Consider the following 13037-nt stretch of genomic DNA (forward strand, 5'->3'; position numbering starts at 1 on the left):
TCAACTCACTAAATTAACGCCCTCTTGCAAGGCCGCAGCCGCCCGCAATACATTCTCTTTATCCAGCTCATGTACTTCCACACCACGACCGATTGCCTTGAGCAGCATGATCGTAAGGCGCCCTCCCAGGTGCTCGCGGAACTCTTCCAAACCGGCCAGCAAGGGATGCCCCCCGCCGGCACTTTCCAACAGCGGGTGAAAAATCGGCAACCCCAGTTCCTGTAAGACGGTAAGTACCCGCTGTGCATCGCTAGGAGGAAGCATATCGATGATGGCCGAATATACCGTATCCAGGGCAATGCCAATGGCCACCGCCTCGCCATGCAGCACCTCGAAATTAGAAAGCTGTTCCAGCTTATGTGCGCTCCAATGACCGAAATCCAAGGGCCTGGAAGAACCGAATTCAAATGGATCTGCACCGGCAATATGCTGGAGATGCAGCTCCGCACAACGGAAGATGAGGTAATCCATTGCTTCACTATCGCGGCGGCGAAGGCTTGCGGCATGGTTTTCAATCCAGTCAAAGAAAGCAGCATCCTTGATTAATGCGACTTTTACCGCCTCGGAAATACCCGACACCCACGCCCGGTCATTCAATGTCAACAAAAACAGGTTATCGTTGAATACGGCCACCGGCGGACTAAACGTGCCGATAAAATTTTTCTTGCCCCGGTAGTTAATACCGTTTTTCACACCCATTCCCGAGTCATTCTGAGAGAGGACAGTTGTCGGTACCCGAAGATGACGGATTCCCCGATGCGCAACGGTTGCCGCGTATCCCACCGCGTCAAGTACTGCCCCACCCCCGATGGCCATGATGTATGAATGCCGATCAATGCCATATCGGTTTACCGATTCAATGATGCGATCGACAGGTTCCCATTGGTTTTTAACCGCTTCCCCACCGGGAACCAGCAGCACATCCGCGATCAACTGCACCGCAGATTCGGAGCCAAAATAATCCCGTATCCGTTCTACGAGTGCCGGATGATGGGTGACGACTCCTTCGTCGATCACCACCAACAGTTTGGGAACAGCTCCATCCGCCTGTGCGATAAAAAAATCGCTGAGCAACCTGTTTTCGGGTGTAAATAACCCCGAAGTAAAATGAATATCGTATTGGTAAGAAACCGAAAATTTCTGTTTAATAATGGACTTCATAACACAAATTAAGTAACGGCAAATAGCTTAGCCAGCCAAATGGATACCGGAAACAACAACAGGACGGCAAACGTCAACCCCCACATCCCCGCGGCTGCCGTCCAAGCGGCGTTCATAAAAATCAACCCGATCACGCCGTGCTTAACAGATTTCCGGACATCGCTTGCTTCGAGCGTCCGGAGGGCTTTGGCCAACGGCGGGAATACAAATAAGAGAAACGGCAGCACCATTCCGATGGCCAGTATACCGCCTTGGTAATGCAAACCAAATGCCACAATACATGCAACGACAACCCCATACAACAGGGCCGAAACCAGTAAAGGTGTGCGCTGCCCACCGTGTACTTCACCCCGGCTGATCGTTGTCACGGCCGCGATGTAAATAACGGGTACACACGCCAGGAACCAGACCTGTTCCAGCGCCAGCCCTGAATAGCTTATACCCAGCAGCAGATTGAGTCCACGACATAAACCCATGGTCAATGGACCTGCGACCGCTTGGTGCTTACCCCACTTGTCGTAAACTAAGCACATCCCCACAATGGCGAATGCAATCATCGACGGCAACATGCCCACCGTGCTGGCGGCGGCAACGCCGATGAGAAACAGAACGATTCCTAATGTTGCCGCACCGCGTACAGAAACCCTACCGCTGGGAATGGGCCGCTCGGGCCGCTCGCGCGCATCCAGTTGGGCATCAAACACATCATTGAACACGACGCCGCCGCCATAAAGCCCGACGGTAGCGATGATCAGTGCCATCAAAACCAGTCCATCCAGCGTCGATCCATCGGGCACAAACAGCAACGCAATGGCCACACCGGCCAACACATCCGAAATAGCCGTTACAATATTTGCCGGCCGCATCAATTGCAGATACGGTTTTAGTTTTCCCATCTGTGACTACGATATAATGATCGACCCCGCATCTCTCCGCGGCTGCTGTCCGCCGCGCAAGATGGAATTCCCCTCAAATTTCTGCCCCTGATCAATCACCATACTTTCAGTCAGCATTGATTCATCCAGCTGTCCGCTTTGCCCAAAAGCCGCAACGGCATTTTTGAAACACACCTGCTCAATCACTTCCTTGGGAATTCCGCTTTTAACCATCAACGCAGCAGTTTTGGGTACTGCCAATGGATCACTGATTCCCCAATCGGCCGCAGAATTAACCAAGATCCGTTCCGGACCGTATTGCTTGACAATTTCGACCATCCGCTCGTTGCCCATCTTGGTAAACGGATAGATGGTAAAGGCCGCCCAAAAGCCCCTCTCCAACACTTCTTTAACGGTTTCTTCGGTATTGTGATCAATGATAACTTTACCTGGGTCCAGCCCGTGTTCCAGCGCAATGTCCATGCTTCGCGATGTCCCCTTGGTTTTGTCACGGTGCGGGGTATGTACCTGTACAGGAAGCCCGGCGTCTTTGGCAAGTTCCAGCTGTAGCCGGTAATATTTCTCTTCGGCCGCCGTCTGGTCGTCAAAACCGATTTCGCCAACACCGACCACCCCTTCTTTGTAAATAAAAAAGGGCAGCAGTTCCATGACCGCTTCGGCCAGGGCTTCGTTGTTTGCTTCCCGGGAATTCAGCCCGATGGTACAGAAATGTTTGATCCCGAACTGCGAGGCCCGGAAACGTTCCCACCCAATCAAGCTGCTATAATAGTCTCTGAACGTATCAATCCCGGTACGGGGTTGTCCTACCCAAAAGGCAGGTTCGATGACCGCTACCACACCGGCATCCGCCATGGCCTGGTAATCGTCGGTCGTTCGCGACACCATGTGAATATGCGGGTCAAAAAAACGGAACCCTTTTACCAAATCCAAATCCAGGGCCACCCGCTCTCCCATCGATGCCCGATCGCGCTCACTGTAATTACACATGTCTTAATCCGTTTGATCCAACCAGCCGTCCCATGGTGTATCGGCTGTATCCAATAAATCCGTTAATTCGCTATTTTCTTTGATAAAATCGGCTGCTGGCGCAAAGCTGCTTGCGCTGAATGCGTATGCAACTGCTTTACGTGTAGACCGATGCTCGCTTTCTTGTATCAGCTGCTCCATGAGCCGGTACGCACGGTCGTCCAAAAATGGCGCGACCAATACCCACAGGAACGGATTGATGTTCCTTTTAGCTGCATGAAGTTCGTACGCATAATCTACCAGCGCGCCCGCCAGTGCCGCGTTGTTACGCGTTTTTAACCCGATAATTTGCGGGATATCTTCATCCGTAAAAAACGCTTTCAATACCAGCTGATTCCAAGCACCCTCATCCAAAAACCGACTCGGGTAGTGGTTATTAAGGATAATGGCCTGCCGCACGGGTGCCATGTTGCTTCGGATGCCTTCTGTGCAGCGAGGTTTCCATGCCGCGGGATCATGATAAATAGGCAGTGCTGAATAGAGCGCTACCAATTCTTCCATTTCACCGTATTTAAACAGTCGATCGATCAACGAAACGTAAGCCTGCTGCTCCAGCGCCGGAAGGTTCATGAGCACCCAAACCCGCACCAATCTCGCCAGCGACCAGTCTTTTACCAGAAGCGGCAATTGATCGGAGTTGACGGGCGCCGTTTCGTCAAACGTAATTCGCAAATCTTTGTCGGCCGATCGTATCGTACGCGGAATAGCGGTAAAAACCCTTGCCAACGTATTCGGTTGTGGATCGTTGGCTAGCTGGTTGATTTGATCTGTTAAAACACCCCATTCTTCGTCGGATACGTGCCGAACGATCTGATTGGCTAATCGTTCGGCATCCGTATCACGTTTATTAGTTAAATCAACTTCATCCTTCATCAAACAAGCAACTCCTATTCAAGATTTTTAAACCGTATGTTCTTGTAGGCGATCTTCATCGGTGGACCCACGTGCACCTGAAATCCCATCAAGCCTTCAAATTTACGATTTTTCTCGTCATCATCTGTCACATCACTCATTAATATACCGTTGACATAATGTTGCAGGTGATTTCCTTTGGCTACGACGCGCAGTTCGTTCCAATCTTCCGTTTTAATGTGTGCCTTCAGGGAATCCCGATCGCCCAGCGAACCGGTCTCTTCTCCGGCCGTCCAGATATTTCCCTTCGCGTAGTCGCTGATCTCACCATCCACAGGCGGGAGGCGCATTTGCTGGCCGGGAAACGCCAGAATGGTACGGCCGCGTTCTTCGTAATTCTGTCCGGTGTACGTATTCGCCGCGTCAATATCTGCCTGGTATCCACGCAAGGCATGCGGAAGATCCGGCAGCTCCTCACTGCGGTAGTTAAAGCCACTGTTGCCCTTTCCCGTCAGTTTGTATTCCGTAATCAATTCAAAATCTCCGGGGCGTCCGCCCTCCCAAATGATAAACGAGTTCCGCTCCAGTTCCTTACCAGATTTGATTTCGCCTACAATCGCCCCATCCTCCACGTGCCACAGCGAAGTGTCGCCCCGCCATCCAGAAAGCGTTTTACCGTCAAATAGATCAATAAACTCCGGTTGTGATTCGGATTCGGCCTGCTTATTTTCCTGACTGCCCCCAGAGGTACAGTTTACGAGGAATGCAGCTAATAAAACAAATCCTCCGATGCCCTTCAGGGCCCGGAGGATATTTTTTGGTTTCAACATATCTGATTGAATTAAAAATAAATAACGTTTCAGTCAAGCGTCACGTCTGTCGTCTTCCAACTGCGCGACTTAGCGGAATCGATCACTGCTTCGCATACTTTTTGCGTTTCGTATGCATTTTGGAAATTCGGCTGACAAGGTTCGCCAGTCTCGAGGCTTTTCATGAAATCGGCCACCTGATGCACGAAACTATGCTCATAACCGATTCCCAATCCCGGCACCCACCACTTATCCATATAAGGATGATCGCCATTTGTGACATGGATCGAACTCCAGCCTTTCACATCCGAATCAACGCCGTTGTCGAAATACTCCAACCGATTCAGGTCGTGCAGATCCCAGCGGATCGATGCATGTTCACCGTTGATTTCGAAGGTATACAACGCTTTGTGCCCGCGGGCATACCGGGTAGACTCGAACAGCCCCAATGCCCCGTTTGAAAACCGGCAGTGGAAAATACAGGCATCGTCTATTCCGACCGGTTCCAGCTTGCCGGTATCGTTGTGTACGCGTTCCTTCACAAACGTTTCCGTCATTGCAGAAACTTCCGTAATCCCACCATTGAGCCACATTGCGGTGTCTATGCAATGCGCCAGCAAGTCGCCGGTAACTCCCGACCCTGCCACGTCCACATCCATCCGCCAGGCCGCGTCCCCCCCTTGGGGAAGATCGGCATTGATGGTCCAATCCTGAAGGAAATTGGCGCGGTAGTGGAAAATCTTACCCAGTTTGCCTGAAGCAATGATTTTCTTTGCCAGCGTAACCGCAGGCAGCCGCCGGTAATTATACCATACGGTGTTCGCAACTCCGGCCTTTTCCACGGCATCCACCATTTTTTTGGACTCTTCCAGGTTTCGGGCTAACGGCTTTTCCGTCAGCACCATCTTGCCCGCTTCTGCGGCGGCAATGGCAATCTCCGCATGCAGGTGGTTCGGGGTGCAGATATCCACGGCATCGATGTCGTCGCGTGCAATCAACTTCCGCCAGTCGGTTTCGTACGATGCAAATCCCCATTGTTCAGCAAATGCTTTTACTTTTTCTTCCCGGCGCGAACACACAGCCTGTAATACCGGCTGATATTCCAGGTCAGGAAAAAAATTGGGTACGCGGTTATACCCATTGGAATGGGTTCTGCCCATGAATCCACAACCAATTAATCCGATTCTTAACTCTTTTTTACTCATTTTTTTCTGGAAATTAGCTAGTTATGTTCCGTTTTGTTTCTTCTGTCTTATTCCTGCCAGCCATGCGCCTCACGGACGCTGATCAACGCTGCCAGGATATCATTCCATGTCTGTTGTTTATGCAACACCTCGTTGGGGAACATACATCCGTCCCAACAGATGTGCTTAAATGCTTTCGTTAACTCGCCCTTCTCGTCTCGCAACCAATACCCGGCGTCGTGTGCGATGTTCAACTTCCCATTCGGGTCGTTGGGCAAACAGTGGCGCCCTGTCTTGTCGTGTGAACCTGACCCGAAAACCGTCCCATCGTTCTGAGCTACGTGGAAATCAATCGTCCAAGGACGTAACGCCTTGGTAAGCGTTTGCAGTCCCTCTTCCAGGGCCTGGCGGTCACTCCACTCAAAATCTACGGGCAGAATCCGGTCTTCGGGCTGATTATACCCCAGCAAATACAGGAACGTGTGCGACATATCCGCCTGGAAGCCCATGTTGGGTCGGTCAACCGCTTCCAATGTATTCAGCATGGTCCGCCAGCTGTGCATGCCTCCCCAGCAGATTTCTCCTTCGGCGGCCAGCTTTTCGCCATAGTCTGCCGCCACGTCGCACGCCTCGCGGAATGTTTCGGCAATTATTTTGGTATTTCCAGCCGGATCTTTGGCCCAATCTGCCGGTGAACTCGAGGAGTCGATACGAACTACACCATAGGGCCGGATGCCCATCTCACGCAACTGTTGACCGAATTCACAGGCCTTACGCACCATGTCAACAAATACGGTACGGCTTTCTTTACTTCCCATGGCGGACCCTGCCCAGATAGGCGCCACCAGGGAACCGATCTTCAGGCCATGACCAGCGACTTTCTCCGCCAGTCGCTCCACTTCTTCTTTTCCGCCATTGATGTTTACGTGTGGTTCCAACAATCCAATATCCACACCGTCAAATTTCACTCCATTCACCTCCGCTGCCGCCGTGTAGGCCAACAGATCATCAAACGGAATCACGGGTTCGGAACCTTCGCCCTTACCTACGATTCCCGGCCACGTCGCATTGTGAAGCTTCGGAAAATTGTTTTTTGTATCCATATCTCTTTTTCTTTATCTCTTTAACTAAAATTTAAGCCAACACCAGGTCTGGATTGCCCGGACCGAAATGCTTTAGCATGACGATCGGATCTGTTTTCGATAGGTTCACAATCTTCACCCCAGCCTGTGCCGCGCGTTCGCTCACGAAATATTCATCGTACGTCAGCTGGCCGTAACGGATCAGTGCCGGTGTTTCGATGTCCCATACGCCCATGGTTCCATGTCCCTGCATCATGATCATCCCATACGCTGCAGCATCCCGGATCGTCACCGTTGCTCCCGGTAATACCGTCAGCTCCTTCGCGCTGAAGGCATCCGACTTGTAACATATCCATTTTTCAACATAACCCGCATCGCGCATCTCGTCTTCGTTCCGTACCGAAAGAGGCGCCATAAACCGGTTTTGCATGGTATTTGGATCGAGATTCAACTCCCAGTCCAGCACATCGATCAATTCATCAAAGTCGCCGATTCGGTCTTTCGGTGTTCCATTCCACAGCAATTCTTCAGGGATGATGGCCTCATTCACCAGCGACTGGTACATGGCAAACACATCCGAAGCCTTCTGCGGCTCGTAGGTACACAAGCTTCCCGGTGCGTGCAGCAGCCCTGGAGGAACGTCCCATCCCGTGCCCGGCTCCAGGCGGTATGCCTGCGAATAATTTGTAATCTTATTGTCGCCCTTGGTAAAGTTGACAAGACACTCGCGGATCTGGTCTTTTGTCGTACCCGGTGCCAAACCGATAAAGGTGTATGGATAGTCGCCGCCGTGGTTATTCAGCTGCGGCGGGAAGTAATATGCTTCGGGCTTCCCCTTTTGTCCGATGAGTGCCGCCTTTTCGTCGTTATGGTGTACGTGATGGGGAAGCGGCCCCATGTTATCAAAGAATTTCGAATAAATTGGCCAGCTTTGGTATTCATCCCAAAGGCGGGAACCAATCAGTTCACCTTTCAGTTCGTCGACGGCATCCTTCAGCAGGAATTGCTGCGTACGTCCCCCCTCTTCGTAAACCACCGGGCTCAGTCCCTCGTTTTCTCCCGTCAACGGACCATTTTTCGCTGGGGTTGTGGATGAAAACCAACGCTCGTCTATACCTCCACGTGCTCCCCCGAGAACATAGTAATCGTCGGGATGAAGTTTGATCCGACGGCCCGGTACGCAGAATGACCGAGGCACCCACGTCGGAGCCAAGCGCAGTATTCCCTCTCCCTGTTCCAATGAACTCTTTGCTAACTTACTTGTTTCCATGTAATGATTTGATAATTTATGTTTAAATCTATTTATTATACGTTGCAAACAGGGTCTTATTGCCCGTCAATACCCTTTGTTTTGTATCAAATTTGTATTATTTCGCACTTCACCTGTTGGTATGGGAAATAACAATTCGCGCTCTTTCAGCACCGGTCCATATGAAAATTTATGTCCTACGTAATCGTCAAATTGCTTGGTTCCCACGTTGAATGCTTTCCGCAACCGAACCATATCGAACCATGTTTTGTTTTCAAAACACAATTCATACCAACGCTCTTTCCAGATCGCTTCCCGCAGTTGCTCCTTTGATAAACCTTCCAGGTCTTCCAGTTCGGCGCGCGACCGGATGGCATTTACCGCCTCATAGGCAGCTGCGGTGGGTCCACTTACTTCGTTAGATGCCTCCGCATACGTCAACAACACGTTCGCATAGCGTATTACGGGCCAGTTCAGGTCGCTGTTTGCCGAACTGGTCTGAGCCACTTCATCAAAATGCTTCCAGATGAAATTAGCCCCCAGCTCTACCACCTGGTTCCGATTAGACTCGTGGGTAAACGTAGTATAGAAAAACTGCTTTTCCTCCGCACGGAGGTCGCCCGGTTCATAGGAATTGACAAAATCTGCCGTGGCATAGATACCTCCTGTTTCGTCGGAATATTGCGAAATATTCTTGTTATAAGGAATGATGGCGACCTGCCAGTTTCCCGGGATCAACTGGGTTGCAAACTGAATCATGAAAATATTCTCCTCGATATTTTTCATATCAGGATCGTGCAGGTCATCGTAGCTATCAAACAGTTCAAATTCTTTCGAATCAATAACTTCTTTCGCTTTTTCGGCTGCGAGGCTGTAATGGGTTTCGCCTTTCTGCAAGGGATATCCGGCCATGGTTAGGTATACTTCCGCCAACAAGGATTTGACAGCTCCCAAACTTACCCGGCCCGAAGCATCTGTCCAGGGTAGTCCCGAAGCCTCCGCCGTAGTAAGGTCTTGCACGATCAGCTCGTACACCGCTTCCGGATCGGCCTGCGACGGACGCAGCTGTTCAGACGCGAGGTCCACAGGTTCCGTAACCAACGGGATGTGCCCAAACATCCGAATGAGATCAAAATAATACCACGCCCTTAAAAAATGCGCCTCGCCCAATAACCGCGTCGCCTCGGCTTCATCCATCGTGATTTCTGGAATTTTCGCGATTGATAGGTTGGCATTGGCAATCCCCCGGTAATAGCTCTGCCAATAGGTTGCTCCATATCCGTTATCTGATGTGTTATTCAGATCTTTAATAAAATAGCTATTTGCCGCCTGCCCCAGGTCCGTTGCACCCAACCCGGTAGCAAACTCAGTCATCATCCAGGCTGCTCCGTTAAAGCCACTGCTTAGTGGATCGCGCATGTTCGCATAGATGGCGTTCACGGAACTCCGTGCATGCTCCGGCTTCGTGAAATATTGTTCAACCGTGAAATTAGTGGGATCCGCTTCATTCAAGAATTCGGAACAGCCTCCCAATGCCAATGACCCTGCTCCGAGCGCCACGGCTATATATCTTAATGCAATTGTCTTCATCGCTTCTTCGTTTTGATGTTACCCAAGCTGTTTACAAACCAATATTTAAACCGAGCATGAATACCCGAGGTCGTGGGTAATCATACAATCCATATCCCTGCCCAAAGGCGGAACTGGAGTTAGACACCTCCGGATCAAAACCACTGTATTTGGTAGCAACAAAGAAGTTCTGAACGGATCCATAGATCCGCAGTCGTTGCAGCTTCAAGCGGGAAGCAAATTCGGCGGGTACCACGTACCCGAGGAGCAGGTTTCTGCCCCGGATGAAAGAGGCATCTCTCACCTTGTGGCTGTCGTCATACGTATCGTATCCGGCTGGGATGGGCCGTATCTGTGCAATGGGCGTATTTTGATTCTCTTCTGTCCAGGCATTCAACACTGTTTTATAGCTGTTAGCAATGCCCTGTCTGTCTTCAATGGAGTGGATACTTCGATCCAGCACATCGTTGCCATACATAAACTGCAGATCCACGGTCAACGACCATGCTTTGTAGCGGAACGTATTGAGGAAGGTTCCGAATCCATCCGGGACACCTTTTCCGATAATGGTGCGGTCGTTATCGTTGACAGCGCCATCGTTATTCAGGTCCAGAAACTTCACATCGCCCGGCAGCGCATTGTAGACTGCCGCTTCTTCGGCTTCCGCCGTAGACCATGTGCCCAAATGCACCCGCCCGAAGAACGAACCCACCGGCTCGCCGACCCGAACGATGGTTGCGGCCCCCGGGAAAATATCACTGCCGCCCGAAAGTTCCAGCACTTTATTTTGGTTGATGGAAATGTTGAAGGTGGTATTCCAGGAGAAGTTATCCGACTCAATATTGGTGGTATTTAGCCCGACTTCTATTCCCTTGTTTTCCATGCTACCGATGTTCGTGAAAATGCTCGAATACCCACTGGTTTGTGGCAAGGGTGCATCCAACAGCATATCTGCGACCTTCCGGCGATAAAGATCCACCTCGAGATTCACCCGGTTAGTGAAAAGGCCCAATTCCAAACCTACGTCTACCTGGTGGGTTTTTTCCCACCGCAAGCCCCGGTTGGGCATACGCCCCACACCCGTGCCGATTTCACGCGATCCGCCGAAAATAACCGAATAGTTATTCATGCCCGCTAACGCGCGGTAAGCCGGAATCTCGGAGTTGCCTGTCGCCCCGTAGCTCGCACGGATCTTCAGGTTGGAAATAGCCGGTAGATCCTGCATGAAAGATTCATCACTGACACGCCACGCGACGGCAGCCGACGGGAAAAACGCATATTGGTTTTCCTCACCGAATTTAGACGACCCGTCCATCCGCCCGGTAAATGTCACTAAGTATTTACCTTGCAACGCATAGTTCAACCGGGTAAAATACGAATTGAGACCGTATCCTTCCGCCACAGACCGCGGCGCCAACGCCGTTGCCCCGGCGCCCAGGTTGTTAAACTGGAAGTAACTATCCGTAAATCCCTCGGCACTGGCTTCGCTTTCAAAACGCCCCACGTGCTGCCAGGAAAGTCCCAGCATGGCATTCAACGAATGGACGTCACCAAAATCTTTCTTGTAAGTCAGGTAATTTTCAAACTGCCAGGAATTGAATCGGTTGTTGATGACCGACGCGTTGCCATTGGTGGAAATGTATTGCATTCCCGCCGCGGCAAAATAATCCCGGCGCTGGTTGATGACGTTCGTACCCAAGGTAGATCGAAGCTCCAGGTTTTCAGCCAATTGGATATTGGCATACATGTTTCCCAGCATGGTTTGCGTGCGCAGGAAAAACAACCGGTCTTCGGCCACGCGAAGCGGGTTGTCGCCCCCTTCCATACCCGGGTAGTCGCGATTACTGGCCCAGGAGCCATCCGGATACCGTGCCGGGATGATCGGCAGGGCTTCGAGTATCTGCCGCACCATGGTAATACCGCCCCCATCCAATTGATCGATCTGCTTCTCGTTCTGATCGTTGTACCCCAATGTCCCGCCTACCTTCAGCCAATCTTTGATCTCCGTATCAAACACAAACCGTCCGGCATACCGTTTCTGCCACGAACCGTATATGATTCCATTTTCATTACGGTAATTCAGGAATGCGCCATAACTTCCTTTTTCATTTCCGTTGGTAAATCCCAGTTGATGATTTTGCGAAAAGGCTTCCTGGAATGCGACTTCCTGCCAGTTGGTGTTATACAAGGGATTTCCCTGTCCATCAAACAGCAGTGGATTGGTCCGTTTGGTACGCGGATCGTCGTACTTGGTACCCGTTGCCCAGCCCACAGGATCGAATTTCTCTGCGTTTTCATAGGCGATTTCTTCCACTCGCAAAAACTCTTCTGAACTTAACACGGGCAGGAGCTTGGGAGCCACGCCGATACTGAAGTCTGAATCGTAGGTTACTCCACCACCACCCGACGTACCCCGCTTCGTGGTAACCAGGATAACCCCGTTGGCACCCCGTGCGCCGTATATAGCCGTAGAGGAAGCGTCTTTAAGTACTTCGATAGATTCAATGTCGTTCGCATTGATGTAATCGATGGGTGTACTGCCATTTTGAAGCCCCGCGGTGGTCAAAATAACGCCATCGATCACATACAGCGGATTGTTGGATACACTGATGGAACTGGCTCCACGTATCCGGACGTTGGTGCGTCCACCCGGTCGGCCGGAGTTTGACGATATGGCGACTCCGGTTACGCGGCCGGCCAAGCTCTGGTTGAGTGACGAGGCCGGTCGCTCCTGCAGCGCATCGGCCCGCACGGTTCCCACCGCACCGGTGAGATCGGATTTGCGCTGCGTACCATAACCAACCACAACCACTTCGTCCAGATCCGTTTGGCTTGACTGCAGGGTAATGTTCAAGGTAGCTCCACTAACGGGAACTTCCTGCGTTGTGTAGCCCAGCGCACTGACTACCAAAACCGCTCCATCCGTATCCTGCAGGGTGAGGGTATATACCCCTTGATTGTTGGTGCTCGTACTATTGTTGGTTCCGCGCTCGGTAATGGTAACCCCGCTGATGGGTTGCTGTGAAGCATCGGTTACTTTTCCAGTAATCGTTTGTTGAGGGTGGTCTGATTCGGCCCATCCGATTTGAACCAGGCCTGTTAACAGCAACATGAGCATGTAGGCCATACAGTCTTGCCAACGTAGCTGCCTCTTTGTGAAACAGCCGTTGTTACTGATTTGTTCTGCTTTGCATTTGGTCATAATTAGT

General features: G+C 51.2%; 10 protein-coding genes. All 10 read right to left on the minus strand.

What is annotated here, in order from left to right:
- Nucleotides 1-1161 (minus strand): 3-dehydroquinate synthase, encoded by a 1161-nt coding sequence (locus BMZ56_RS04895; protein ID WP_090624901.1) that lies wholly within the window; start codon nucleotides 1159-1161, stop codon nucleotides 1-3.
- Nucleotides 1162-1169: 8 nt separating this feature from the next.
- Nucleotides 1170-2057, minus strand: coding sequence for a UbiA-like protein EboC (gene eboC, locus BMZ56_RS04900; protein WP_090624903.1), 888 nt, complete (start codon nucleotides 2055-2057; stop codon nucleotides 1170-1172).
- Nucleotides 2058-2063: 6 nt separating this feature from the next.
- The gene (locus BMZ56_RS04905) at nucleotides 2064-3044 is read right to left on the minus strand and encodes a TatD family hydrolase (protein ID WP_090624905.1); all 981 of its coding nucleotides are present in this window, start codon (nucleotides 3042-3044) and stop codon (nucleotides 2064-2066) included.
- Between the two features lie 3 nt (nucleotides 3045-3047).
- On the minus strand, nucleotides 3048-3956 hold the full coding sequence (locus tag BMZ56_RS04910; protein ID WP_090624909.1) for an EboA domain-containing protein: 909 nt from the start codon (nucleotides 3954-3956) through the stop codon (nucleotides 3048-3050).
- 14 nt (nucleotides 3957-3970) lie between these two features.
- Nucleotides 3971-4765 (minus strand): 3-keto-disaccharide hydrolase, encoded by a 795-nt coding sequence (locus tag BMZ56_RS04915; RefSeq protein WP_090624912.1) that lies wholly within the window; start codon nucleotides 4763-4765, stop codon nucleotides 3971-3973.
- Nucleotides 4766-4794: 29 nt separating this feature from the next.
- Nucleotides 4795-5949 carry a Gfo/Idh/MocA family protein gene (locus tag BMZ56_RS04920; RefSeq protein ID WP_090624915.1) on the minus strand — a complete coding sequence of 385 codons (1155 nt, stop codon included), beginning with the start codon at nucleotides 5947-5949 and terminating at the stop codon, nucleotides 4795-4797.
- A gap of 47 nt (nucleotides 5950-5996) precedes the next feature.
- Nucleotides 5997-7031 carry a sugar phosphate isomerase/epimerase family protein gene (locus tag BMZ56_RS04925; protein WP_090624918.1) on the minus strand — a complete coding sequence of 345 codons (1035 nt, stop codon included), beginning with the start codon at nucleotides 7029-7031 and terminating at the stop codon, nucleotides 5997-5999.
- Between the two features lie 31 nt (nucleotides 7032-7062).
- The gene (locus tag BMZ56_RS04930) at nucleotides 7063-8280 is read right to left on the minus strand and encodes a cupin domain-containing protein (protein ID WP_090624921.1); all 1218 of its coding nucleotides are present in this window, start codon (nucleotides 8278-8280) and stop codon (nucleotides 7063-7065) included.
- Nucleotides 8281-8346: 66 nt separating this feature from the next.
- Nucleotides 8347-9849, minus strand: a complete 1503-nt coding sequence (locus BMZ56_RS04935; RefSeq protein WP_090624923.1) for a RagB/SusD family nutrient uptake outer membrane protein — start codon at nucleotides 9847-9849, stop codon at nucleotides 8347-8349.
- 31 nt (nucleotides 9850-9880) lie between these two features.
- Nucleotides 9881-13030: a SusC/RagA family TonB-linked outer membrane protein gene (locus BMZ56_RS04940; RefSeq protein ID WP_090624926.1), complete on the minus strand. Its 3150-nt coding sequence runs from the start codon at nucleotides 13028-13030 to the stop codon at nucleotides 9881-9883.
- Nucleotides 13031-13037: the final 7 nt, after the last annotated feature.

It is taken from the genome of Parapedobacter indicus (assembly GCF_900113765.1).
GTDB lineage: Bacteria > Bacteroidota > Bacteroidia > Sphingobacteriales > Sphingobacteriaceae > Parapedobacter > Parapedobacter indicus.